This window comes from Methanoculleus sp. UBA374 (genome assembly GCA_002508705.1).
In the GTDB taxonomy this organism is placed as follows: domain Archaea; phylum Halobacteriota; class Methanomicrobia; order Methanomicrobiales; family Methanoculleaceae; genus Methanoculleus; species Methanoculleus palmolei.
This window is the reverse complement of record DAYL01000002.1, coordinates 12,728-37,281: the sequence shown is the minus strand read 5'-3', so window position 1 is coordinate 37,281 and position 24,554 is coordinate 12,728. Positions and strand designations below refer to the sequence as shown.

At 61.0% G+C, this 24,554-nt stretch carries 24 protein-coding genes and 1 tRNA gene; 12 read left to right on the top strand and 13 right to left on the bottom strand.

Going from position 1 to position 24,554, the window contains the following annotated elements:
• Positions 1–33: 33 nt before the first annotated feature.
• Both BRA42_RS00450 and BRA42_RS00445 read left to right on the top strand, forming a co-directional pair.
• Entirely contained in the window at positions 34–708 is a 675-nt protein-coding gene (locus tag BRA42_RS00450) for a metal-dependent hydrolase (protein WP_292407891.1), read from the top strand.
• A 387-nt stretch (positions 709–1,095) separates the two neighbouring features.
• Positions 1,096–2,058, top strand: a complete 963-nt coding sequence (locus BRA42_RS00445; RefSeq protein WP_292407889.1) for a sulfurtransferase — start codon at positions 1,096–1,098, stop codon at positions 2,056–2,058.
• A gap of 341 nt (positions 2,059–2,399) precedes the next feature.
• Here the strand turns inward: BRA42_RS00445 and phoU are convergent, their stop codons facing one another.
• Genes phoU through pstA form a run of 3 tightly spaced genes read right to left on the bottom strand, consistent with a single transcriptional unit; the run spans position 2,400 to position 5,776 of the window.
• Positions 2,400–3,050 (bottom strand): phosphate signaling complex protein PhoU, encoded by a 651-nt coding sequence (gene phoU, locus BRA42_RS00440; RefSeq protein ID WP_342770391.1) that lies wholly within the window; start codon positions 3,048–3,050, stop codon positions 2,400–2,402.
• Between the two features lie 5 nt (positions 3,051–3,055).
• On the bottom strand, positions 3,056–3,820 hold the full coding sequence (gene pstB, locus BRA42_RS00435; protein WP_292407884.1) for a phosphate ABC transporter ATP-binding protein PstB: 765 nt from the start codon (positions 3,818–3,820) through the stop codon (positions 3,056–3,058).
• Positions 3,821–3,826: 6 nt separating this feature from the next.
• Positions 3,827–5,776 (bottom strand): phosphate ABC transporter permease PstA, encoded by a 1,950-nt coding sequence (pstA, locus tag BRA42_RS00430; protein ID WP_394339227.1) that lies wholly within the window; start codon positions 5,774–5,776, stop codon positions 3,827–3,829.
• 260 nt (positions 5,777–6,036) lie between these two features.
• Here pstA and BRA42_RS00425 point away from each other — a divergent pair, with 260 nt between their 5' ends.
• Both BRA42_RS00425 and BRA42_RS00420 read left to right on the top strand, forming a co-directional pair.
• On the top strand, positions 6,037–7,044 hold the full coding sequence (locus BRA42_RS00425; protein ID WP_292407879.1) for a phosphate uptake regulator PhoU: 1,008 nt from the start codon (positions 6,037–6,039) through the stop codon (positions 7,042–7,044).
• 77 nt (positions 7,045–7,121) lie between these two features.
• Entirely contained in the window at positions 7,122–8,375 is a 1,254-nt protein-coding gene (locus BRA42_RS00420) for an SLC13 family permease (protein ID WP_292407874.1), read from the top strand.
• A gap of 7 nt (positions 8,376–8,382) precedes the next feature.
• Here the strand turns inward: BRA42_RS00420 and BRA42_RS00415 are convergent, their stop codons facing one another.
• A complete protein-coding gene (locus BRA42_RS00415; RefSeq protein WP_292407871.1) occupies positions 8,383–9,273 on the bottom strand; it encodes a polynucleotide 5'-hydroxyl-kinase in 891 nt (296 codons plus the stop codon).
• A 202-nt stretch (positions 9,274–9,475) separates the two neighbouring features.
• The gene (locus BRA42_RS00410; protein WP_292407868.1) at positions 9,476–9,952 is read right to left on the bottom strand and encodes a pyridoxamine 5'-phosphate oxidase family protein; all 477 of its coding nucleotides are present in this window, start codon (positions 9,950–9,952) and stop codon (positions 9,476–9,478) included.
• Positions 9,953–10,301: 349 nt separating this feature from the next.
• On the opposite strand from BRA42_RS00410, the gene BRA42_RS00405 reads away from it, so the two are divergent.
• Positions 10,302–11,588 (top strand): hypothetical protein, encoded by a 1,287-nt coding sequence (locus BRA42_RS00405; protein WP_342770392.1) that lies wholly within the window; start codon positions 10,302–10,304, stop codon positions 11,586–11,588.
• 28 nt (positions 11,589–11,616) lie between these two features.
• On the opposite strand, the gene BRA42_RS00400 is transcribed toward BRA42_RS00405, so the two are convergent.
• Both BRA42_RS00400 and BRA42_RS00395 read right to left on the bottom strand, forming a co-directional pair.
• A complete protein-coding gene (locus BRA42_RS00400; RefSeq protein WP_292407862.1) occupies positions 11,617–12,114 on the bottom strand; it encodes a metallophosphoesterase in 498 nt (165 codons plus the stop codon).
• Between the two features lie 323 nt (positions 12,115–12,437).
• Complete coding sequence (locus tag BRA42_RS00395; protein ID WP_292407860.1) at positions 12,438–12,716, bottom strand: hypothetical protein; 279 nt, start codon at positions 12,714–12,716, stop codon at positions 12,438–12,440.
• Positions 12,717–12,820: 104 nt separating this feature from the next.
• On the opposite strand from BRA42_RS00395, the gene BRA42_RS00390 reads away from it, so the two are divergent.
• Together BRA42_RS00390 and BRA42_RS00385 are read left to right on the top strand one after the other, a co-directional pair.
• On the top strand, positions 12,821–14,458 hold the full coding sequence (locus BRA42_RS00390; RefSeq protein ID WP_292407857.1) for an NAD+ synthase: 1,638 nt from the start codon (positions 12,821–12,823) through the stop codon (positions 14,456–14,458).
• Entirely contained in the window at positions 14,455–15,135 is a 681-nt protein-coding gene (locus BRA42_RS00385) for an endonuclease III domain-containing protein (protein WP_292407853.1), read from the top strand. The genes BRA42_RS00390 and BRA42_RS00385 overlap by 4 nt, the downstream gene beginning before the upstream one ends.
• Positions 15,136–15,144: 9 nt before the next feature.
• Here BRA42_RS00385 and BRA42_RS00380 read toward each other — a convergent pair whose 3' ends face one another.
• Complete coding sequence (locus BRA42_RS00380; RefSeq protein WP_292407850.1) at positions 15,145–15,324, bottom strand: hypothetical protein; 180 nt, start codon at positions 15,322–15,324, stop codon at positions 15,145–15,147.
• Between the two features lie 158 nt (positions 15,325–15,482).
• Between BRA42_RS00380 and recQ the strand changes: the two genes are divergently transcribed.
• From recQ to BRA42_RS00365, 3 genes are all read left to right on the top strand, one after another.
• Complete coding sequence (gene recQ, locus BRA42_RS00375) at positions 15,483–17,297, top strand: DNA helicase RecQ (RefSeq protein WP_292407848.1); 1,815 nt, start codon at positions 15,483–15,485, stop codon at positions 17,295–17,297.
• Between the two features lie 69 nt (positions 17,298–17,366).
• Positions 17,367–18,335 (top strand): endonuclease/exonuclease/phosphatase family protein, encoded by a 969-nt coding sequence (locus BRA42_RS00370; RefSeq protein ID WP_342770393.1) that lies wholly within the window; start codon positions 17,367–17,369, stop codon positions 18,333–18,335.
• A 146-nt stretch (positions 18,336–18,481) separates the two neighbouring features.
• The gene (locus tag BRA42_RS00365; protein WP_342770394.1) at positions 18,482–18,886 is read left to right on the top strand and encodes a pyridoxamine 5'-phosphate oxidase family protein; all 405 of its coding nucleotides are present in this window, start codon (positions 18,482–18,484) and stop codon (positions 18,884–18,886) included.
• Between the two features lie 159 nt (positions 18,887–19,045).
• Here BRA42_RS00365 and BRA42_RS00360 read toward each other — a convergent pair.
• Together BRA42_RS00360 and BRA42_RS00355 are read right to left on the bottom strand one after the other, a co-directional pair.
• A tRNA-Ser gene (locus BRA42_RS00360) sits at positions 19,046–19,130 on the bottom strand.
• A 39-nt stretch (positions 19,131–19,169) separates the two neighbouring features.
• Positions 19,170–20,255 (bottom strand): hypothetical protein, encoded by a 1,086-nt coding sequence (locus tag BRA42_RS00355; RefSeq protein ID WP_292407841.1) that lies wholly within the window; start codon positions 20,253–20,255, stop codon positions 19,170–19,172.
• 28 nt (positions 20,256–20,283) lie between these two features.
• On the opposite strand from BRA42_RS00355, the gene BRA42_RS00350 reads away from it, so the two are divergent.
• Positions 20,284–21,270 carry an archaeosine biosynthesis radical SAM protein RaSEA gene (locus BRA42_RS00350; RefSeq protein ID WP_292407838.1) on the top strand — a complete coding sequence of 329 codons (987 nt, stop codon included), beginning with the start codon at positions 20,284–20,286 and terminating at the stop codon, positions 21,268–21,270.
• Here BRA42_RS00350 and BRA42_RS00345 read toward each other — a convergent pair.
• From BRA42_RS00345 to BRA42_RS00335, 3 genes are all read right to left on the bottom strand, one after another.
• Positions 21,267–22,499 carry a TIGR00300 family protein gene (locus BRA42_RS00345; protein WP_292407835.1) on the bottom strand — a complete coding sequence of 411 codons (1,233 nt, stop codon included), beginning with the start codon at positions 22,497–22,499 and terminating at the stop codon, positions 21,267–21,269. The genes BRA42_RS00350 and BRA42_RS00345 overlap by 4 nt on opposite strands.
• A 67-nt stretch (positions 22,500–22,566) precedes the next feature.
• Complete coding sequence (locus BRA42_RS00340; RefSeq protein ID WP_292407832.1) at positions 22,567–23,181, bottom strand: NTP transferase domain-containing protein; 615 nt, start codon at positions 23,179–23,181, stop codon at positions 22,567–22,569.
• Entirely contained in the window at positions 23,169–24,167 is a 999-nt protein-coding gene (locus BRA42_RS00335; RefSeq protein WP_292407829.1) for a pyridoxal phosphate-dependent aminotransferase, read from the bottom strand. The genes BRA42_RS00340 and BRA42_RS00335 overlap by 13 nt, the downstream gene beginning before the upstream one ends.
• A gap of 197 nt (positions 24,168–24,364) precedes the next feature.
• Between BRA42_RS00335 and BRA42_RS00330 the strand changes: the two genes are divergently transcribed.
• Positions 24,365–24,544: a ribbon-helix-helix domain-containing protein gene (locus BRA42_RS00330; RefSeq protein WP_292408028.1), complete on the top strand. Its 180-nt coding sequence runs from the start codon at positions 24,365–24,367 to the stop codon at positions 24,542–24,544.
• Positions 24,545–24,554 lie beyond the last annotated feature (10 nt).

Sequence of the window (24,554 nt, the reverse complement as noted above, 5' to 3'; positions counted from 1 at the left end):
CATTTTTTAACGGACAAGGTCGATCTTTTCTCCATGATGTTGACCTGGCTTGGCCACGCATGCTTCTCGCTCGCCGGATCGCGGACGGTCCTCATCGACCCCTTCATCCCGGGAGGCTCGCTCCCCGTGGAGCCCGATATCGTTGCTGTGACGCACGCCCATGCCGATCATCTGGGCATTGCGGCACAGTTGAGAAAGAAGACGGTCGCCATCAACGAGGTGGCGAAGTACCTGGCAGCGAAGGGCGTTCCTGCCGAACCCATGAACATCGGCGGCAGCATCTCCGTCGACGGCGTCCGGTTCACGATGACCCCCGCGCTTCACTCCTCATGGCTGGAAGACGAGGGGATGGGCTTTTACGGCGGTGCCGCCGCGGGGTTCGTCATCACGATGGACGGCACCAGCGTCTATCACGCCGGTGATACAGCGCTCTTCTCGGATATGCAACTCATCCGGGACCTCTACCGACCAGATGTGGCGCTCCTTCCCGTCGGGGGGCGCTTTACGATGGGCCCCGAGGAGGCGATGGTCGCGGCCCGGTACACCGGGGCGCGGCTGGTGATCCCGATGCACTACGATACCTCCCCCGCCATCCGGCAGGACCTGGAGAACTTCAAACGGACCATCGAGCGGACGACGGCGATCCGGGTCAGGATTCTCTCGCCCGGGGAGAGCATCGAGATCAGCCCGGAGACCTCCGGGGCGTGAGGGAGGGTTTCAGTTTTCAGGTTTGTTGAAACCGCCTGCCTGCTCCGGATGGTCGCAGTCTGAAGGCATTACGAGGCTTGCGTACCTCCGGCGCCCCTGCTCTGACCCTGCGGCCAGCCGCAGTTCGAAAACGCTTTGCGTTTTCTCAAGTTCCTGCCCTGCGGCCAGTCGCATATCGCCCCGACTGCCGGGCGCGTAGCGAACGCCGGATGTACCTTCCCGGTTCCCCGACTGCTGTGGTTGATACCCCCGCGCTTGAGACCTCCCTTTCAGGAGCGCCAGGAGTTGCCATACCACATCCTGCACAAGGTATATGTGATCTCAAAGCCGGAAAGAGACCGGACTCACTGGCCTCCAGTGGGAATACCAGCGAATCAGGTGATGGAAATGGAAGAGAAGATGTTTACCCCCGGCGGCATAGAACGTCTCCAGGCCTCAAGCGACCGGCAGAACGTTCCTTATCCCCGCGGCGAGGGGAAGGTCAAACTGGTGAACACGGACTGGCTGGCCGACCACCTGTACGACAGCAACCTGACAATCGTCGACGTTCAGCCGGACGTGCACGACTACATCAAGGAGCATATCCCCGGTGCCGTCTACCTGACCGAGGGGTTCCTGCGGGTATCCAACCATGGCTTCCCGACGACATACAGCCCGAACGCCTGCATACAGGAGGCGTTCCGGCGAGCGGGGCTGTCGACCGACTCACCGGTCGTCGTCTATACCGGGAAAGGCGTGTTCTCCGGCAGGGGCGAGGGGCTTGCGCAGACGATGATGGCCTATTCCCTGGCAAAGTACGGGCACAACATGGTTTATATTCTTGACGGCGGGATCGATACGTGGAAGAGTGAAAATCGGGAACTCTCGCAGGAGTATCCCTCCGTCGAACCGTCCGATTTCATCGTCGAGCCTCGCGACGACTACGCCATCGGATACGAGGAGTTCCTGCAGGTCAAGGACGATGACGACGTGATCGTGCTCGATGCACGGCCGACAAAGTTCTATGAAGGGCAGGGACCCTGGCGAAAGGCAGGCCATATCCCCGGCGCGCTCAGCCTGCCCTGGAGAGGCCTGATGGACGACACAAACCCGACACTGCTCAAATCCAACGACGAACTCGATATAATCCTGGAGGAACACGGCATCGACCGGAGCAGAAACATCATCTGCTCATGCGGGACCGGTCGGGAGGCCACGAACGAGTTCGTCCTCTTGAAGTGGTTTTACCTCTACCCAAGCGTCCGGCTTTACGAGGGATCGTTCACCGAATGGACTGCACATCCGGAAAACCCGGTTGTAGAGGGGCCGGAACCACGAGCAGCGAGAACCAGGGCGGCTCCTGCACGTTGATTCGTTAACGCCGGGCAACCGGGCAAAACCGTCCTCTTTTTAATCCCTTCTATTGAGAAATATTTAAATAATAAACCGGGCCAAGTAACCATAGAGAGATCTGGATCCGCACAAGACACTTCCCCCCTTGACGTCGTCTTTTCGCGTGTCCTCTTCTCTCTAACCGCATTATTTCCGCTGTTCTCAGGAGAGCCCCTTACCTTCGACGCCCCACTCACTCCTGCGCGCCCGATATGCTTCACTTCACCGGCCGAGACCGTAAGACGGCGCTGTCACCGGGCGGGACGCGGGTTTTGGGACACACAAGCACTCACGAAAAAGAAGACGGCGGAGCCGTCGCATCACTTCACTTCCACCCGCTCGCCCGTGACCATATAACAGACCTGTTCGGCGATATCACAGGCGTGATCGGCACAACGCTCCAGGTAACGTGCGATCATCACGTAGTCGATACACCGGGTGATCGTCTGCGGGTCCTCCATCATATGCGTGAGGCCCTCCCGGAAGATGGTGTACCGAAGTTTGTCCACGACATCGTCCCGGCGCGACATGTCAACGACGGGCCCGACAGTCTCGGTCCGGTAGGCATCGAGGGCATCGGCGATCATGGCAGAGACCAGGTCGCCCATGTGCGGCAGGCTCATCAGGTCCCCCACATGGGGGCTTGTCGAGAGCCCGTCCAAGAGTTGTGCGATATCCTTCCCGTACCGGCCGATCCGATAGAGCGCGTAGTTCATCCGGAGCGCGCAGACGATAGAACGGAGATCGCGTGCCACGGGCTGGTAGAGCGCGATGAGGCGGAGCGCCGTCTCTTCGATGGCCTGACTCCGGTCGGCGAGTTCCCTCCTCTGTTCGTATACGCGCGCGGCAAGCCCGGGGTTCTGGTTCTGCAGGGCGATCATCGAGTCCGAGAGCATGCCGTGGGCAAACGCCCCCTGTTCAAGGACAAAGTCCTTTAAGCCGTTGAGTTCTTCGTGAAATTTTTCTCCCATGAGATCTACCCGAAACGTCCCGTTACGTAGTTGTTGGTCAACTCTTCCTGCGGGTTCTCAAAGATCCGGGTGGTCGGCCCGAACTCCACCAGCCGCCCAAGGTACATGAACCCCACAAAGTCGCTGACCCGGGCCGCCTGCTGCATGTTGTGGGTCACGATGACGACCGTGTAGTGTTCCTTGAGGGTATTGATGAGGCTCTCAATTTTTGAGGTGGCGATAGGATCGAGCGAGGAGCAGGGCTCGTCCATGAGGATGATCTCGGGCTCGACCGCAAGCGTTCTTGCGATGCAGAGCCGTTGCTGCTGTCCGCCCGAGAGCCCCATCGCGGAGTTGTTGAGCCGGTCGGCCACCTCATCCCAGAGAGCAGCCTTCTTCAGGCTCTCCTGCACGATACCATCCAGGGTATCCCTGTTGCGGACCCCATGGACACGGGGCCCGTATGCGATGTTGTCGTAGATGGACGAGGGGAAAGGGTTCGGCTTCTGGAAAACCATCCCGATCCGTTTCCGGAGGTCCACGACATCGCAATCGGGGTCGCGGATATTCCTGGTCCCAAAGAGGATCCGGCCCTCGATCCTGACGTTCTCGACAAGGTCGCTTAACCGGTCGAAACAGCGCAGGAGGGTCGATTTCCCGCATCCGGACGGCCCGATCAGCGCGGTGACCCGGTTTTTCGGGATCGAGATCGATATGTCGTAAAGGGCCTGGTTGTCGCCGTAATAGAAATTCAGGTGTTCCGTTGTAAGGATACTGTCGTCTCTCTGCATCGAAGATCACCAGCGAACTGATTTCTGGTAGTGGTTTCGGATGACGATTGCAATAAGGTAAATGGCCACCACCAGTACGAGGAGCACCAGCGCCGTCCCGTACTGGTTATCCCGTGCCCCGGGGACGCTGGTTGCCAGGATGAAGAGGTGATAGGGGAGCGCCATTACCGGTTCCAGCACCGACGTGGGGAGGAGCCGCCGGGAGAACACGACCGCGGTGAAGAGGATCGGTGCGGTCTCTCCGGCGGCCCGCCCTATGCTGAGGATCGTGCCGGTCAGGATTCCCGGCACCGCCGGGGGGAGCACGACCCGCCGGATGGTCTGCCAGGGCGTCGCCCCGAGGGCGAGGCTCCCCTCCCTGACACCGCCGGGGATACTCTTTAACGCTTCTTCGGTCGTCCGGATGATGGTGGGGAGGATCATCAGCGCCAGCGTGATCTGGCCGGCGAGCAGCGATACCCCGAGGTCCAGGTAGAGCACCAGGAACGCGAACCCGAAGAGGCCGAAGACGATGGACGGTGTGCCGTTCAGAAGGTCGACGCCCGTTCTGATGATCTCGCTGATCCGCCCTTTCCGGGTGTACTCGTTCAGGTAGACGGCGGCACCGATGCCGAGAGGGAGGGCAAAGAGGATGGCGCCCCCGACCAGGTAGAGGGTCCCAAGGATTGCCGGGCCGACACCGCCCGCCCGACCGAGGTTGCTCGGCGGGGCGGTCAGGAACTCCCAGGAGAGCGCCGGCATGCCGTTGTAGACGACGTCGAAGAGAATGACGCCGAGGATGAAGAGCACGACGCCGGCGGCAGCATACAGGAACCCGAACGCGATCTTTTCGCTGATTTTCGGGGATATCCGGTTCCGGGCGTACATCGCCCCGAGCAGAGCGACCGCGACGACGGCGGCAACCAGGATATCGGTGGCTGCCGTAAGGACCCCGAATGCGCCGATGCCAAGACCCACGTAAGCATAGGACGTTGTCGTACCGTTCCCCCTCCACCGGACCCCGCGCGATGCAGTCGCGGTGTGCCGCTCGCTCATCCGCGCAAGGATGCCCCGCGCGAGGAGATTAACCAGGAGAGTGATCGCGAGAAGGACGACCGCGACCCCGAAGAGCGCGTGGTAATGGGCGCTGCCGACGGCAACCTCCCCCATCTCGATGCCCAGCGTCCCGGTGAGCGTCCGAACCGGAGAGAGGACGTTCCAGAGCGGTTCGGGAACGATGCCTGCGTTGCCGGCGACCATGATCACCGCCATCGTCTCACCGATGGCCCGTCCCATCCCGAGGATGATTGCAGCGGTGATGCCGGAGAGCGCCCCGGGGATAACGACCCCGGTGATCGTCTGCCAGCGCGTTGCCCCGAGTGCAAGGGACCCCTCCCGGTATGACCGGGGCACGGCGCTGATTGCATCCTCCGAGACGCTGACAATCGTCGGAAGAGCCATGATGCCGAGCAGGACGGAGGCGGCAAACCAGGACTCGCCGGATGGGACATCGAAGGTAATGCGAATCCAGTTGGTCAGGACGATGAGACCGAAGAACCCGTAGACCACTGAAGGTATCCCCGCCAGGAGTTCAATGGCGGGCTTCATGACAGCACGAACCCGGGGCGGCGCAAGTTCGGCGAGGACGACGGCAACCGCAATTCCGAGCGGGATGGCAAGCGCCATCGCACCAAGCGTAACAAGGAGCGTGCCGGCGATCAGCGGAAAAATACCATACTGCGGAGGCGCTCCCGTCGGGTTCCAGACCCCGCCGGTCAGAAAGTTCCAGACTCCGGCCTGCTCAAAGATCGGATAGCCGTTCCGGGCCAGGAAGAAGATGATGAAGAAGACGGCAACGACGGCGAAAACTGCAGAACAGAACAGGAGTACCCGCGCGGTCCCCTCGCGGAGCTGCCGCCGGAAACGGTTACGAGCAGTGCCGGACCCGGCGGACCCGAGATTTCCGTCGGGCGGCATGGTGTCCGAAGGGATCGTGTGGGTGTCTTTCCCATCCGCAATACCGGACCCGGTCCCCTCTTCTCCGGTGTGACAGTTCTCTGAGTGCGACACCGTCGGCCGCCCCTCCATCACCCGGACCATGCTCATTACGTCCGTATGCCGGATGGATAGGCGTTCCCGAAGGAGACCATGGAGGTATATATACCTCAAATAAAAAAGGGCGACGTATATAAAAAACAGAATACATATATCATCGTGGCGCCAACGCTTATCAATTCATGGAGATCAGAAAGGTTCAGATCACCGGGGGTTCGTCGTACATCGTATCCCTGCCGAAACAGTGGATCAAGGCTGCGAACATCCAGAAGAACGATCCTGTGGGGCTGGTTGCGCAGCCCGACGGGTCGCTCCTGGTCATCCCGAAGATCAACGGGGAGCCGACCTACCGGACCCGGGTCTTTGAGGTCGGCCCCACCACAGATCGCATCTACCTGCTTCGCCTTCTTGTAGGGGCATACGTCGCCGGGTTCACGGCCATCCGCCTCGAGTCGAAAGGAAGGCTGCCCCCGTTTGTCCTGCAGTTGGTCCGGGAGTTCACGCAGATGGCGATCGGGCAGGAAGTGGTCAGCGAGACGGACTCCTCGATAACGATCAAGGATCTCCTCAACCCCGCAGAGATGCCGTTCGAAAATACTATAAAACGGATGCATCTGCTGGCACGGGGCATGCAGCAGGACGCCATGACCGCCATACGGGGACAGGACGCGGCGCTTGCCCGGAGCGTCATCGAGCGGGATACGGAGGTGGACCGACTGCACTGGCTTATTACGCGGCAGGACAACCTCATCGTGATCGATGCTGCACTCTCCCGCCGGATGGGCATCCCGATAAACCAGGCGGCGTATTACTATCAGGTCAGCAGGATCATTGAGCGGATAGCCGACCACGCGACCCGGGTGGCGTATAACGCTCTCAACCTGATCGACCGCGATGTCGAGGCGGCGACGCTCGACCTCATAGAAAAGGCGAGCTCGCTTGCCCTGGACATCTTCTCCTGGAGTATGGAGGCGTTTCATACGGGAGACACCAGGAAGGCAAACGCAACCCTTCAGAGGGTGCACGACCTCGAGAAGCTGACCCGCGAGATCAATACCCGGGTGCTCCTGCTCGATGCGGTGACGGCGATCCCCATGGGGCAGATTACAGACAGTATCCGGAGGATCGGGGAATATTCGGGCGATATCTCTGAGAGCGTCATCAACTATACCGTGGGAGAGGAGGCCTGAGAGGCCGAATGTCCCCGGGCATCTTTTTTGGTAGCGTGTGAACTCTCGATAACCGCACCCCTCCCGCCGGCGATACCATGGGCTCCCTCATTCCGCTCGTCGTTCTCATCATTGTCTTTCTCCTGATCGCGGTCCGCAGGATCGGGAACGTCAACTTCCGCATCTGGCAGGTGATGCTTCTGGGTGCCGCCGCCGTTCTGGTGACGGGAGCGATCACCCCGGAGGATGCGCTCGCGTCCATCAACCTCGACGTGATGCTCTTCCTCTTCTTTATGTTCGTTATCGGGGAGGCGCTCACGGAGAGCGGTTACCTCTACCACCTCTCCTTTCACCTCGTCTCCCGGGCGGCATCGGTCCGGCGCCTGATCTTTTTCATCCTCATCGGCGGCGGCACGCTCTCGGCGCTCTTGATGAACGATACGCTCGCGGTCGTCGGCACCCCGCTGATGCTCTATCTCGCCCGGCGGCACGGCATCTCTCCAAAACCCCTGCTGCTCGCACTTGCATTCGCCGTCACGACAGGAAGTGTCGCAAGCCCCATCGGGAACCCGCAGAACCTGCTCATCGCACTCTCGGGCAGTGTTCCGGACCCGTTCATCACGTTCCCGCTCTACCTGGGCGTTCCGACGGCGATCTCGCTCCTGCTCGCCTACGTCTTCCTTGCCAGAGCGTTTCCGGAGGAGTTCAACGCTACCGCCCCGCTGGTCCACCGCAAAGAGGAGATCCGCGACCCGACCCTCGCGGCCCTCTCCCGCCTCTCGCTCATCCTGCTCGTTCTCCTGATCGGGGTCATGATCGCCGCGGCCCTCCTCGTCCCGGGGTTCGAGATCCGGCCGACCTGGATCGCGGTCGTTGCGGCCATACCCGTCCTCGTCGGGAGCCGGCGACGGCTCGGGATCGTCCGCAGGATCGACTGGCCGACACTGGCTTTTTTCGCCGGTCTCTTTGTCCTTATGGCGAGCGTTTGGCAGTCCGGGTTCTTCCAGCCGCTCATTGAGGAGAGTTCGCTCGATCTCACTGCCGTCCCGGTCATCGCCGCAACAAGCGTTATCGTCTCCCAGTTCGTCTCGAACGTCCCTTTCGTCGCCCTTTCTCTCCCCGTTCTCGCGCACCTCGGGACCTCCACGGTGGGCATGATGGCGCTTGCGGCCGGCAGCACCATCGCCGGGAACATGCTGGTCCTCGGGGCTGCAAGCAACGTCATCGTCATCCAGGGTGCGGAGAGGGACGGCGAAACGCTGACGTTTGGAGAATTTGCCCGGATCGGCATCCCGCTCACCATCGCCCAGACAGCGGTGTACGTACTCTTCCTCTCGTTCTTCCCGGCATGAGGAGGCTTCAGCGCCAAGAGGACGCCATCGAACCGGGATTCGCATCAAGGTTCAGGAAGATTGATCCGAACCGGACCGATGCGACGGCGGCCGGGTCGAAAGGTGGAGCAAAGACCTCAAATCGGTCTCCTCCGGGGGAGAGGTCTTCGACGATGCCGAGGGCAATAACGAAGTTGTCGGGGTCGTTGAAGGAGACCAGCCGTCCTTCGACAGTGCGGGGGTTCCTCACATCGGGCACCCGGCCCTGGAGCCCGAGCCCCCGGAGCAGGACGTCCTGAGACCGGGCATCGGCAAAATAGGCTCTGAAACGCTCCTCACGGTAACGACGCCGCCCGGCGGCCGTCCGGGCCACAGCCGCAGGGGAGACGGGGAACCGGTGGACCGTCATTGCACCGTTCCGGGCGAAGTTCGCAAGCAATCGTTCCAGTTCCCGCCCGTGCTGGAGAGCGACAATCCGGGTGGGCCGGAGCAGGTCAACCATCTGGAACTGAAATTCGGCGCCTACCCCGCCGGAGATGAGCCCGGGCGAGTCGATGACGGTGACGCCGGCCGAGAGTTCGGCGGCCTTCTCGACAAGGCGCTTTGCTCCCGTCAGCGTCTGGATGAAGTGGCCTCCCGGAGACGTTGAACCGACGAATCGGAGGTAGGGCCGGTCGGGCGGCGCCGGCGTGCCGGAGTGGAGGATCATTCCCTCGGTCGTCGGCGGGCCGATCCGGGACTGCCCCATATCGCAGTCGACGTATGCCGTCCTCATGTGCGCTGCGGTCTCGTCGACGAGGTAACGGCAGAGCGTCGTCTTTCCGCTGTCCGTCGCCCCGACGACGTATACCCGCTCCGGTGAGTCCGCCCGCGCAAGCGCCGCGACGAGATCGATCCACTCTTCTTCGATACGGATCATGACCCGGATACGCCTCTTTGCGAAAAACCGTTGGGACTCATGGCTATAGAGCCCGGCGGAACGTTCCCGGCCTCATCCCGGAGGCGTTGCCGGGGGGGCACGGGGAGGTTCTTACGGCGCGGCATCATCCGCCGGGTGGAGAAGGGAACCGCCCCACCGGGGGGGCTTCGTCTATTCCCGGTACTGTCCGGAAGGAATCGGATCAGAGGTTTTTTAAGGCGACGATATCGGTTACGCCGGTGAGTTTCCAGATATTCGAGCGTTCTTCGGAGGCAATCACCTCAATCGGCTCTTCGGGCTTGTGGCCGAGCGCGGCAAGGATGTTCGGGGAGAGGTTGTGCGCCTTGATCATGTTCACAAACTTTTCCCTGATGATCTTCTTCTCAATCGCGTCCTCAAGTTGCACGAGATACCCCTGCATGGTCACGAAAGTGTAGCAGGAGAGGTCGCTTGAATACTTTTCAATCTCGACGGAGACGTAGGGGTGCTGCCGGAAGAGGTCGTTCTTCCTGCCGTATCGGGTCGCCAGAAAGTAGAGAAATTTTCCGTCAAAGACGTACATGAACGGGGCGATGTACGGATATTTGCTCCCCTGAAATGCGATACGACTGATGTATCCCTCTTCGATGAGCTCGTCGTACTCCGCTTTATTCATATTTGGAATCTTCACGATCTCCATAGGTCGTCCTCTTATTCCCGGTGACCCGTAAGAGTACATATAGGTTTCCCCGGGCTGGCGTACCTTCCCCCCGGAAAACGGAAGAAGTCAGGAATTAAGATTTTATCGAAAGACCGTGAGTTTATCGCTCGGACCGGGAGCAGCACCTCTCTCGGAAAGAGTTTTTCCTCCTCTTCGCCCGAAACCTGGCCCAACGGGATGATTCGGGCAGAAGTGCGGCCGGTTGTTCCTGGTGCGAGCCTCCGGAAGCGGAGTTCCGTCTCTTTCGGAAACGGTTGTGCCGGAGAGCCTTTTTTTGCAATATTAAATATAATAATATTTATATTAAATGAGTTAAAGAAAAATCTCCATGAGCAAGCACCCTGCGAACGTTCTGGTTTTCTTTGGGATTGCCGTCTGTGCGGCTTTCCTCATCGCCGTACCAGCCGGTGCCGACTCAGGCCAGGGGTTCACGGCGCTGGAGTCGGGGGAATTCTTATCGTTCTCACCTGCCAGCCTTCCGGCGGCGGAGAACGCAACGGAACCCTCCGGAGTTTCACCACCCCAAAACGGGGAAAACGCCTCAGATGAAGAGGAACTCTCTGATGCCGCCTCAACCGGAATCGAGGTTTCCGGAACCGAAACAGAGTCCCTGACGTCTGCCGGGTCGGAGAACGACAGCCCGGCTGTTGCACACCCCGGGGGAACCGGCAGTCCCGGCGACGAGCGGTTAATCAAATTGATCAACGCGAACAGCATCCGCCTGATGAGGCTCTCGATGGAGCATGCCCACGCTCTCTACCGAGGGGACACAGACGCTGCCTCCAGCGCGGCGGACGACCTGCATGCGTTCTCCACCAGGCTGCTCGGCGAGGTGCAGCCGCTCCAGGTACCTCTGGAGCAGCAGCCCATCAAGGACGAGTTCGTCAGGTCGCTTTCGGCATACTCCACGGCAAGCGAGAGCCTTCTTGACCCCATGGATGCCGACGAGGACCCGGTTCCGACGGCGCTCAACGACCTTGACACGGCATCAAAAGGCCTTGAAACAGTCAGCCAGCAGGCTGTCGAGATGCAGCCTGCGAGCACCGGCGCCGGCGTCCTGACCCGGGAGGCGCCTGCCGTTCCGGACAAAACCGACCCGGTCGTTGTCGCACCGACTCCGGTAAGACTGCCTCTCATGGAACGGTTCACCTACGACGACCCATCCGGGGAGAACATGGTCTCGCTGCTCGTTGAGTCGACCCGGACCGCAACGGCATACGAGGAGGTCCCGAACAATGAATCAACGGCGGAAGTTGAGGCGGGAGACGGACGTAAGTTCCTCCTTGTCGTCGTCAAGTCGACAAATCTCGGGCACAGGGGTGACTCCGACCTCTATGCCATCGAGACGCCCGGACGAGAGGCGTTCGTCCTTGAGTGCCAGGGGACCGCGTACGAGCCCCTGGAGGTCCCGTCGTTCACTTCGCTTGGCGAGTCTTTTGACAGAAAGACGCTGGAGCGATATGAGTCGCTGAAAGGCTATCTCTACTTTGATGTGCCCGCCGCTCTCGACACTTCAGAGGCGATCCTCAGAGTGGATCTCGGGTATGCCGGCACTCCGGCCTGGGATATCGGGAGAGAACTCGGCAAAGAGCCCGACGGACCGGCTGCGCCATAACCCGCACCACACTTTTTCATCTTTCCCCTCAGAGGGAGAGCAGTTCCACGTCCCGGGTCACCGTATCCAGCACGGCGACGGTCGGTCGGCCGGTCAGGTAACCGCAGGCCTCCCCGGGATTCACGACCACGGTCCCGCCAGGCGTCCGGACTTCCGCCTGGTGGGTATGGCCATGGACAATGACGTCGAAGGCTTTTCGCCCGATGAGCGCCTGCAGAAGTTCCCGGTCATCACCGTGGAGCAGCCCGATCGTCATGCCGCCCGCGGTGACGGCAGCAAAGGCCCCCCGCAGGCTGAGGTGTTCATGCTCTGCGAACCGTGCCGAAAGAAGGTGATGATCGCCGTCGTTGTTCCCGAGAACTCCGATCATGGGCGATCTCAGCCTCGCCAGCCGCGGGACGACAAACGGCGACACATAGTCCCCGGCATGGAGCGCCAGGTCTATCCGCTCCTGGTTCAGGTGCTCGACGGCCGCATCCACCATCTGGAGATTGTCGTGTGTGTCGGAGAGGAGCCCGATGCGCATGTATGCACTTCCTCGCCGCTGTCATGATATAGATGACGGTGCAGTCAACCCGGCGGCGGTTGGGGGGCCGCGACAAACACAGGATCCGACTGCTCTCCTGGAGATTCGGGAGAGGTGCCGTTCTCCGCCGACCGTCTGTCCTGCGCTTTTGCGCACGACAGTCCTGAAATCTGGAATATGCAGTGATTTTATGGTATTTGATACAGGAAACTCTTTATTTGACTATTATCTGATACTGGAGTAGGAGTATGCTCTCGCAAGTGCACCGGGTTTGAGGTTCCTGTCCGGGTCCGGTGCTACCCGGGAGCCCTGAAGAAATGGACTCATGGAGATACAGTATGTGGGCGTATGTCAAGCGTTCCGATGGCAGAACAGAAGAGCGAGAGTTTCCTGCAGGGATATACCTCGAGATAGGCGATATCCTTGAGGACGGTGCAGTCGTCGTCGATCTCCCGTACGCAGGCGATATCGACGACGACGCAGAAGTCCGTGTTCTTTACGACGATTGAGCCGGACAGGGTAGCGTATATTGACTGGATGTTCGCCCCTTTCATCTCACCCGGGGCGAACCGTGACCGGACGGTCGGTCGTCCTCCGGACATACCTTCGCCCCCGGAACCGGACCGGGGTCCCGGGAGAACGACGGTATGCAAAAGCATATCCCGTCATTTTCAGTATTATTAATCAGGACGAACCGGGAGAAACCATGAAGATCGCACTCCTCCAGGTGGATACAGTCGTCGGCGACCTTTCCGGAAACGCCGACCGGATGGCGACAGGGGTTGCGGAGATATCCCGCTTGCGGCCGGACCTGATCGTGACTCCGGAACTATCCCTGCCCGGATGCCCGTGCCGCGACCTGCTCCTCGATCGGGGATTCATCAAGCGAGGCCGCACCGTCCTCGAAGACCTGGCCGTCGATCTTGCCGGCTCACCGCCGGTGCTCGTTGGTTTTGCCGAGCCGAATACCTCCGGCAGAGGCAGGCCGCTCTTCAATGCCGCCGCCCTCATCCGGGACGGGGCGGTAGAGGAGCCGTTCCGAAAATCCTGTCTCTCCCCGGGCCTCTTCGACGAAGACCGTTATTTTGAGCCGGCACCCGGGTCTCCCGGGGTCTTTTGCCTCGGCGGGAGGAAGGTCGGAGTCGCTATCGGCGAGGAGTTCGGGTGCGGCCGGTCCTGCTCCACGGCGGGGGAACTGGTCCGCGCCGGCGCGGAGGTGATCGTAAACCTCGCCGCATCGCCGTTTACCGCGGGCATGCAGGGCCGGCGCGAAGAGGCGCTCTCCCGCAGCGCAAAGGACCACCGGGTTGCAATCGCCAGAGCGAACCTCGTCGGCGGGAACGACGACCTGATCTTTGACGGCAGGAGTTCCGTCTTCAGTGCCGACGGGACTCTCATCGCCCGCGGCGCAGCGTTTGCCGAGGATACCGTGACTGTCGATCTCGCCCGCCCCGTCCCGCAGACGGTCACCCCCGAAGACCCGGCACCCGAGTCCGAGATCTGGCGGGCGCTGGTGCTCGGCACCCGCGACTATGTTCATAAGTGCGGCTTTACATCGGCTTTCCTCGGCCTCTCCGGAGGGATCGACTCATCGCTCGTGGCAGCAATCGCTGCCCGGGCGCTCGGGCCGGAAAACGTCGTCGGGGTGCTCCTTCCCTCTCCCTACACCTCCTCCGAAAGCATCGAAGATGCGCGGGAGGTTGCGGAGAACCTTGGTATCCGGGTGGAGTGCATCCCGATCGCGCCGATGATGGAGGCGTTCGACGGGGCCCTCGCGGGGGTCTTCGCCGGCAGGCCCCGGGACATCACCGAAGAGAACCTGCAGGCCAGGATCCGGGCGACGGTCCTGATGGCCCTCGCAAACAAATTTTGCTCCATGCTGCTTTCGACCGGAAACAAGTCGGAGGCGGCGGTCGGCTACGCCACCCTCTACGGGGATATGGCGGGAGGACTCTCTGTAATCGCCGACGTACCTAAGGGGGCGGTCTACCGGATAGCCCGATGGCTGAACGCGAAGCGCCCCGTCATCCCCGTGCGGGTGCTTGAAAAGCCTCCCTCCGCGGAGCTCCGGCCAGGCCAGATCGACCAGGAGGTCCTCCCCCCCTACGACATCCTCGACGCTATCCTGCACCGCCACGTTGACTGCTTTGAGTCTCTAGACGAGATCGTCGCCGCCGGGTTCCCCGCGGAGAGCGTCCGCGAGGTCTTCCGGATGATCGGGCAGGCTGAGTTCAAGCGCCGGCAGGCTGCCCCCGGGCTCAGGGTGACCCCACGGGCCTTCAGCACCGACTGGCGGATGCCGATCGCCGCAAAACCCTGGTGGCAGGAGGATGCCCGTCGATGACGGCATCCCTTGCCGAAGACCTGCTCGATACCTACGGCGCCCTCCTCGCGGCGTTCGGTCACCAGCACTGGTGGCCTGCAGAGACGCCCTTTGAGACGATGATCGGGGCGATCCTCACCCAGAACGTCTCCTGGACGAACGCGGCGCAGGCCGTCCGCGGCCTCGCGGGGGCCGGGTTGCTCGACCCACACCGTCTCGCCGCGGCCGACACCGAAGATATCGCCCGCCTGATCGTCCCATCACGGTATTATAACCAGAAGGCGGAGCGGGTCCGGGAGTTTGCCAGGGTCTACGTTGCGGAGTTCCGGGCCGATCCGGCGGTGATGGCGGCCGTGGAGACCGGTGCCCTGCGCGAGCGTCTGCTCGCGATCCGGGGTCTCGGGAAGGAGACGGTGGATACCATCCTGCTGTATGCCTGCAAAAAACCGGTCTTTGTCGTCGACGCCTACACCCGGAAAATATTCTCACGCTACGGCCTCCTCCCCGAAGGGGCGTCGTACGACCGGATGCAACGCCTCTTCTCGGAGAACCTCGAAGCGGACGCAGACCTCTTCAACGACTACCATGCCCAGATCGTGCACCTCGGTAAGACCATCTGCAAAAAATCGCCCCTCTGCGACCGCTGTCCCATCCGGGCGGTTCACGGATCGCTCCGGTGCGCCGGCGCCCGGACGTGAGGGCATCGATCACTTTTTTCGGTAGATGTTTAAGCCGATCTTGATATCCTCGTGCCCCGGCACCGCAACGTTGCCCTCGGTGGAGGCGATCGTGATCGACTTCCCGCTCTTCGATTCGCCGAACTCTTTCCCGAGATCCACGCGTATGGTGAGGACGTTTCCCTCAATCGCCATATCGACGTTCTTCATACCCATCCGTCGTATGTCCGGACAAATATGTTCTTTGGTCCGGCAGGTAGAAACCCGCGCGGGTAACGGCGATGCCCGGTTGAAAATAACTCTTTTCGACCGGAGGTAACAAACACTATCCCGGCAAACCATATTGTAAAATCGGACCCCGTGACGCAATGGACACCAAATACAGCGTTCTTGAGAGATATTTCGGCTACACGTCGTTTCTCCCCCATCAGGAAGCGATTATCGATGCCGTGCTTGCCGGGCGCGACGTCCTCGCCGTCATGGCGACCGGGGGCGGCAAATCCCTCTGCTATCAGCTCCCGGCCCTCATCTTCGGCGGGCTTACGGTCGTCGTCTCGCCGCTCATCGCCCTGATGAAGGACCAGGTCGACGGTCTCCGGGCAAACGGCATCCCGGCAGCGACGATCAACAGTTCGCTCGGCTACGGGGAACAGCGGATCATCGAGCGGGTGATTCTCGAAGGCCGCATCCGGGTCCTCTACGTCTCTCCCGAGCGGGCAGTGCAACCGTTCTTCCTCTCGCTCCTTGCAAAAGCGGACGTCCGGCTCATCGCCATCGATGAGGCGCACTGCATATCGATGTGGGGGCATAACTTCCGGCCGGAGTACCGCCGGCTCCGGGTGCTCAAAGAACGGTTTCCTGCAGTCCCCATCGTCGCCCTGACCGCGACCGCCATCCCCGCCGTCCAGGACGACATTGCGGTGCAGCTTGCCCTGAAGGACCCGGCACGGTTCGTCGGGAGTTTCAATCGGAAGAACCTCACCTACCGGGTGGTGCCCAAAGCCCGCTACTTCCAAAGGCTTGCCGCGTATCTCAACGAACACCGGGGCGACGCCGGCATCATCTACTGCTTCTCCCAGAAGGCGACGGTAGACCTCGCCGGAAAACTCCAGAACATGGGTTTTTCGGCGCTTCCCTACCATGCCGGCCTTCCCGACGCCGTCCGCGCCGGGAACCAGGAGGCCTTCTCCCACGGTGACGCCAGCATCATCTGCGCCACCGTCGCCTTCGGCATGGGCATCGACAAACCCGACGTGCGGTTTGTCATCCACACCGACCTCCCGAAGGATATCGAGTCCTACTACCAGGAGACCGGTAGAGCGGGCAGGGACGGAGAGGCAAGCGACTGCATCCTCTTCTACAGCCGGGGCGACTACGGCACGATTCGCTACCTCATCGAGAAGGAGTGCACCGACCCGATGCAGAAAGACGTCGCCTACCGGAAAGCGGGGGCGATGCTCGACTACTGCGCGACCACCGGGTGCCGGAGGAAGTTTCTGCTCGCCTATTTCGGCGAAGTTTATCCGGAGGAGCGGTGCGGCGGGTGCGACCGGTGCGAGACGCCGGTGAAAGTCTTCGACGGGACAGAGGCTGCATCGACGGTCATCACCTGCATCGGCGAGGTCGGGGAGCGGTTCGGGGCATCCTACATCGGCGATGTGCTGACCGGGTCGAAGAGCGCGAGGATCCGCGAGAACGGGCACGACGCCCTCTCTGCCTACGGCTCCGGAAAGGGGTACACCCGCGACCAGTGGCTGCTCTTTATCCAGGAGATGGTCCGAAACGGGTTCGTCACGTCGACCGGCGGCCGGTATCCGGTCCTCATGCTGAACGACCGGAGCCGGGCGGTGCTCGCAGGCAACCTTCCGGTGCCGCTTACAGAACCGCGTCCGGAAGGCATCGCCGCGCCGGAAGTCGAAAACGACTACGACGAAGCCCTCTACCTCCGTCTCCGGAACCTCCGGAAAGCCCTTGCCGACCTCGAACACGTGCCGCCGTTCGTCGTCTTCCACGACCGGAGCCTCAAAGAGATGGCGAAGAACCGCCCGCGCACCGGTGTAGAACTCCTCCGGATCTACGGTGTCAGCGAAGGAAAACTGAAACGTTACGGCAGGCGGTTCCTTGACGCTATCGACCGGTACTGTGCCGCACAGGGGCCCGGACCTGAGCGCGGCGGCAGGTGATCCCGAACTGGGATGGACCTCGACTCGATGCGTTAATGAGCATGAAACGCCAATGCGCAATCAGGCACTATGCGGCTCATCTCATGGAACGTGGACCTCTTCCGCTCCGGCACAAGAGGCGTGGAGAAGAAGGTCGAAGCAGTCTGCCAGTACTCTCCGGATATCGTCGCCTTCCAGGAAGTGACGGACCGGGCCCTGCCGCTCTTCCGGGAAGAGCTGGAGAATTACGGGTTGTTCTACTCCGTCGACAGCCTGGCTCTGGTTGAGATCGCACGGGTGGCCTATATGGCCGAGCGGTTGAACGAGCTTCGCGCACGAGGCGCGAACGATCCTTTCCAGTTTGCATACGGCGTCTCGCGGCTCTCGGACCGGTATTCGCCGGCCGGCGAGGCAAAAGATTTCGGGTGCCTGATAGCGAGTCGATACCCTCTCACGCCGCAAAATCCGCTCGACTTCGATATCCCGTGGAAGCAGCGGGTGGTCTCCGCCGTCGTCAGCGCGCCCACGGGCGAGTTCGAGGTCCACAACGCCCATGTGCCCACGGCGATAGGCGGTCGGAGGAATGAGATCGTCAAGGCGGAGACGCTGGTCGGGATCTACCGGCGCCTTGCTGCAAGGTCGATGAAACCCCGGGTTTTTTGCGGCGATCTCCACATCCCGGAAGCGGAACTCCCCGACGGGACGATTGTTCCCTTTTACAAAGATATCGTTCCGAACGAGAACAACGACACTGGGATCTCCGAGAACGACGAGTACCTCGGGCGGCCGAGAAAGTGGTGGTATAACGCCGAGATGAACATCCTTTCCGGTCTTGCAGAGTACGACCTTCCTGATGTCTTCCGGAAACTGCACGGCTACCGGGCGAGGGAGTACAGCTGGTGCCCCGACCGCGGGCCGGAGGACGTCCCGAAGTGCAAGCGCTACGACCACGTCTTCGCGTCCGGGCGCCTCAATCCGACGGCGTGCTGGTACCTGCACAGCCTGCGGGGGCAGGGGCTGAGTGATCACTCCGCCGTGGTGGTGGACTTTGATCCGTGAGATTCAGGAACTCCTGCCGGGGTTTTTGGGCCGATAGCCCGGTGCGTGCTCCGGGTCACGGATCTGTAGCAGCGCCGCTGAAACTACAGTTTTCTAACAAATTGCTATATAAATGTGTAGTTCAGAGAGTATAGTGGTGAAAACTGATGGTTGCACTCACTGAAGAGATGAAGACGGCATTCCGGACAATGAAGATCTTTCCGGTCGCCACAGCCTCGAAGGACGGGTGGCCGAACGTGGTGCCGATCGGGTTTGTCGAGCTCGTCGACGACGAGACGATCTGGATTGCGGACAACTTCATGAAGAAGACGCTCGCGAATGTCCGGGAGAACCCGAAGGTCTCCATCTACATCTGGGGGGCCGAGACGAAGGGCTGCTTCCAGATCAAGGGCGACGTCGAGGTCAAGACGAGCGGCCCGGAATTTGAGAAGATGCAGTTTACCGTCCGGTCGAAGATGGCGCAGGCCCCGGCAAAAGGCCTTCTCGTCGTGAAGATCCGCGAGGTCTACGAGTGTTCTCCCGGCCCGAAGGCGGGCGAGAAGATCGCTTAACTCTACTGTTTTTTTCGGGTTCGCTCCAGATCATCCGCCGCCTCCAAGAACAGTCAAAACTCTGTTTCAGGGGGTGCGGCGATAGAGAACCCGATCTCCTTGGAGAGGAACGGGAACCATAGGTCCCTTAAATTTGAAAAACCTGCACAAAATCGAGAGCGCCGGGAGGGAGATTTGAACTCCCGAGGTGCCGAGCACCAGAGGCTTTCAAGGCCACCGCCTTCCCGGACTAGACTATCCCGGCCCGCCTTAACCTATTGGTCGCCGGTTACAAAAAGGTTGTTCATCCCCGGCGCGCGAGGACGACGACAAGGAGCGCGAGAAGTGCCAGGGCTACCGGGAGCGGCGCAGCCTGTGCAGGGGTGGGGGTCGCGTCCCCGAAGAGATCGGGCGCGGTCTGGCTCACCCTGACAGAGTCGGCATTCGCGACCGAGACCTGCACCGTTCCGCTGTCGTTGTAACTCATGGGGTAGACCTTGACATAGACGAGGCCGCCCTCTGCAACAAATTCTGCGGTCTCGGGCTCGAGCATGCCCTTATCGTTCACTTCATGGCGACCTCCCTCCTCATCGATGTACTCGACCACCCAGTCGATCCCCGCCGACGTTGTGATCTTCACGGCGCCGCTCCGGGTATCGACCTCGAAGTATGCCGGAGCGGACCGCGTAGCGGGGGTGCTCGCCGAGATCATCGCCTGCGTCGGCGTGGGGGCCGGGGTGCCCATCACCATGAACTCCCTGGTGTCGATGTAGCCTTTCGCGTCGGAGAAGGTGACCTCGTACGAACCCGCAGCGGAGACGGGCACCTCCACAGAGAATGCTCCGTTTGCGTCGGTACTGATGAATTCAGGGCCGTAAACAGCAGCTCCGTCATGCGTAACCTCGATTCGCACGCCCGCATCTCCGAGATCGCCAATCATGCCGCGGACGTCGAGGCTACCGTCGAAGTTCTGGTTGGGCGGAGAGGTGATCGTGACGCTCCCGGTACGGTCGACCAGGGTGACCATCCGTTGCGTTTTCGAACTACCCCCGAAGGTGGACTTCGTGGGATCGACGATCTCAATGGAGTATGTCCCGGGCCGAAGACCGCTGGTATCGAATGTTGCAGAGAAGGTGCCGTCCTCCTGAACGACAATTGTCTTTCGGGCCACCTCGCTCTTTGCGTACTGGGCGTAGTACAGGATAACTTCCGTGCTGAACCCCGGGTTGAGCGACGGTTTGGCGAGTCCCTCCACCAGCGTGGTGCCGGTGACATCGAATGAGTCGCCGATGTACACCGTCTGTGGAGCACTGATTGCGACGTACGCGGCCGATGCCGTACCGACGAGCAGCATCGCAACGATGAGTGTCAGCCATGCGATCCTTTTCATACCAGTACATCAACGAATATGAGGTATAATGCTATCCAAATTGACCGAGAAGCCGCTGGCGTCCTGGCGGGGGAAAGACCTCCATGAGGGGCGGATCCTCGATACGCTGACGGTAATCTTTCGGAGCGGCGGGTGTTCCTGGAACCGATGCCGCATGTGCGGCTACCGGCACGAGCGCTATCCGGACCTTGCCCGAGACGAACTGGCCGAACGGCTGATCCGCCAGGTCCGCTGGGTGAAAGAGAACTTCCGGGACGAAGACTACCAGGTACTGAAGGTCTTTACATCGGGAAGTTTCTTCGATCCCGACGAGGTCCCCCCCGCCGCCCGGCGCACTGTTGCGGAGGCGTTCCGGGGCAAGGTCGTGATCGCCGAGACAAGGCCCGAGTATGTCGACGCAGAGGTGCTCCGGGAGTTCCGGGAGGGCATCGATACCGGCGCCTGGGCAAGACCGCTCTCCGTCGCCGTGGGCCTTGAGACCACAAACGACTTCATCAGGGAGAGGAGCATCGACAAGGGGTTCACGTACGCCGATTTCCTCCGCGCCGCAGCGGCCGCCCGCACCGCCGGCGTGGGCACAAAGGCTTACCTGCTGATGAAACCGCCGTTCCTGACCGAACGCGAGGCGCGCGACGACATGGTGCGCTCCATCAGGGACGTCTCCTCCGTTGCGGACAGCATCTCCATGAACCTCTGCACCGTCCAGGGCAGGACCGAGGTCGAACGCCTCTGGAAACAGCACGCATACCGGCCGCCGTATCTCTGGAGTGTCCTTGACGTGCTGATCGGATCGCCGGTGCATATCCTCTGCGACCCTGTCGGCGGGGGACAGATCCGGGGGCCGCACAACTGCGGCGCCTGTGACGGCCAGATCGTGAAAGGGATCGGCGACTACTCGCTCTCCGGCGATGTCGGGCTCCTGCGCGCCCTTGCGGAGACGGAGTGCAAGTGCAAAGAAGAGTGGGAGTTCGTGCTGGACCAGGAAGAGCCGTTCTGTATGCCGCTCACCCGTTAACACTCTTTTTTCTGTTCCACGAGCTGTTTTGCGAGCAGCGGGAGGAACGTCCCTGCATCGCTCACGACGCCGATCGCCTGCGTCGTGCCCCGGTCCATAAGTTTTGTCACCGATGCGGGGTTGATATCGACGCAGACGGTCTTGACGTATGACGGGAGGCAGTTCCCGACGGCGATCGAGTGGAGGAGCGTCGCGACCATCAGCACCATCCCGACGCCCTGGAGATTGCGGCGCATGGCGTCCTGTGCCTCCACGACGTTCGGGATCACGTCGGGGAGCGGTCCGTCGTCACGGATGGACCCGGCAAGCACAAACGGAATGCCCTTCTTCACACACTCATACATAATCCCCCCGGTGACGACCCCCTGATCGACCGCATTCTTGATGGACCCGGCACGCATGATCTCGCTGATGGCGTAAATATGGTGCTTATGCCCGCCGGTGATGAGCTTACCCGTCTTGATGTCCATTCCGAGCGATGTCCCGAAGAGGTTCGACTCGATATCGTGGGTGGCGAGCGCATTCCCCGCAAAGAGAACGTCGATGTAACCCTCGCGAATCATCCTCGCAAGGGCCCCTGCCGCTCCCGTGTGGACAATGGCCGGGCCGCCGACGAGCGCGATCTTCTCTCCTTTTTTCTTCATCTCGAGGATTTCGTGGGCGATCCTTGCGATGAGCGCCTCGCTCGGCCGCTCCGACGAGACGGTCCCGTGCATGAACTCAAACGCGCTGGCTTTCCTCGGCCGCTCCGGAAAGATCACCCTGACCCCGTTCTCGCTGACAACAACGGCATCGCCGGCCTTGATCTTTGAGATCGGGATGCAGTACGCTCGTTTTTCTTTCTCGTCGACGACAATATGGCAATCCATCTCGATATGCTCGACGGGCAGCCACTCATTTCGGTATTTGACGAAAGTAGGGTGGTTGGTGGTTGAGTAGAACCCTTTCGGAAGGATCCGGTCGCCCTCTGCCGGTATGAGGGTGACGTCGCTGATCTCGGGGGTGCGCGCGCCGAGCCGATGCAGCTCGGAGAGGATGGCGTCGAGTTGCTGGTCGGTGGGTGCGGCCACGCGCAGCCGCGCGTAACTGGTGTCCGTCTTCAGCTTCCCGACATTAAATGTGAGGATCTCAAATTCCCCACCCATATCCATGATCTTATCGAACACCAGGGTCATAATGCCTGAATCGATAATATGACCTTCAAGTTCGATTTCCCGGCAGAATTCCATATATAGAGATCGGTGATAGTCCGATAATACAGTTTCTCCCGAGAATTGACGGTGAAGGTGGGTGGCCTCATGGAGGCCAGGGCAGCCGCTTCCGACAGAGGTAATCCTGTACCAGTGCCAGTTCTTCGCGCGTGTTGATGTTGAAGACGAGCCGTCGATCCGAGAGGAGGAGGCGCAGTTCCTCCTCCGGGGCGTCGAGACCGCCTGCCGTCAGGATGTTGATCCCGGCAGGACAGGCCGCTATGCCGTCGATTGTCTCCGTGTATTGTGTGCGGCAACCGTGCTCTTCGCAGAGGGCGCGGGGCACCCATGTGGAGCAGGCCGGGGTTCCCGCCCGGCGCCAGGCGTCCTCGACGCCTGCAATGATCTCTGGCGCAAGGCAGGGGAGGTCGGATACGCAGGTGAAGACAGGTGTTCCTTCTTCCCCGAGGTCCTCCACCGCCGCACGGATATCCTCAACGTAGCCGACCCCTTCGGCTTCGTAGAGCGTGACCCCCTGTGCCCGGCACCAGTTTTTGGTAAAGGGTGTTTTGTGTGAGGCGATCACGACCACCTCGTGCCCGGCGGACGAAAAGGCGTCGATGACGTAGGCGAGCATCGGTCTTTCACAGACGGTGACGAGCGGTTTCTCGCCCATCTGGAGCCGGGAGCCCTCTCCCCCCGCCATGATCAGGGCAAGCATGCTTCGAGCGCCTCGACAAGTTGCATGTTCTCCTCCCGGGTCCGTACGGCCACGCGGATGTGACGGGGAAGCCCGAACGAACGACAGTCTCTGACCAAGATGCCGCGGGAGAGGAGCCGCCCGGTCAGCACCGACACCTCCATCGGGGCTTCTATGAGGATGTAGTTCGCAGACGGGGGCTCATACGTAAGGCCGAGGCTGTCCAGACGGTCGGAGAGCCATCCCCGTTCCCGGGCGACCCGCGCCCGCGACTCATCAAGCCTGTCATAGTGCCGGAAGGCCTCGATCGCAAAGGATTCGGCGAACGCGTTCACCGTCCAGGGGAGGCGCGCCGTCTCCACCCTCTCAATGAGTTCAGGCGTGCCGAACCCGTACCCGAACCTGATGCCCGGCACGGCGAAGCTCTTCGTCAGGGAGCGCAGGACAAAGAGGTTCTCGTGAGAGACGCCGACAAAACTCTGGCGGGGGTCGGCAAGTTCGATGAACGCTTCGTCGAGGAAGAGGCGCGCTCCCTGCCCGGCGGTCTCGTCAAGCAGCTGCAGGACCTCCGGGCGGGAGTAAAGCGTGCCTGTCGGGTTGTTCGGATTGCAGAGGAACCAAACAGCAGCCGCGCCGTCATCGACGGTGCATCGGGCGCCGGCAAGCCTTACCGCCATCTCATACTCGGCAAACGTCGGGGGCCTGATACAGGCAGCATCCCCTGCCCCGAGCACGGCAGAACAGAACGCGCGGATCAACTCGACGGACCCGTTGCCAACAGCAACCTCCGCCGCATCGCGCCCGAATGTCCGCCCTATCACCTCTTTAAGTGTCTCATATCGGTCGTCCGGGTAATCTTTCAACGCCGAAGGGTCCGGCGTCCAGGGAATTTCCGGTGGGTAGGGGTTTATGTTAGCGCTGAAATCAAGCAGCTCGCCCTGCTCCCGGGTGCGATACCACCGCACCCGTCCGCCGTGTTCCACCCTTTCGGGAAGGTTCTCTCTCATATTTCTGGCAATCCTGTGAAGGTACGTTGTCGGTCGCTATTCATAAAACCGTTATGTCGGACTCAGATTCATTTCATAAGTTTTTTATACTATCCGGTGATTATTATGGCTTATCTGATGAAGTCAGACGAGGAGATTACGATTGTCTGACAAATGGCAGACCCTTGGCTGCTAAATGTCAGATATAAGTGATTGAGATGATGGATCGGATAACAATCAGATTGCCCCGGCAGCAGGTTGAGATGCTCGAGAAGTTGGTGGAGGCTGGCGAATTCCCCACGGTATCGGAGGCCGTGCGCTATTCCGTCAGAGCACTTCTAGAAAGGCATGGAAACCGTGTTCTACACGAGGCCGACCAGATTTCATTCCAAGTTTAGGAGGTATATG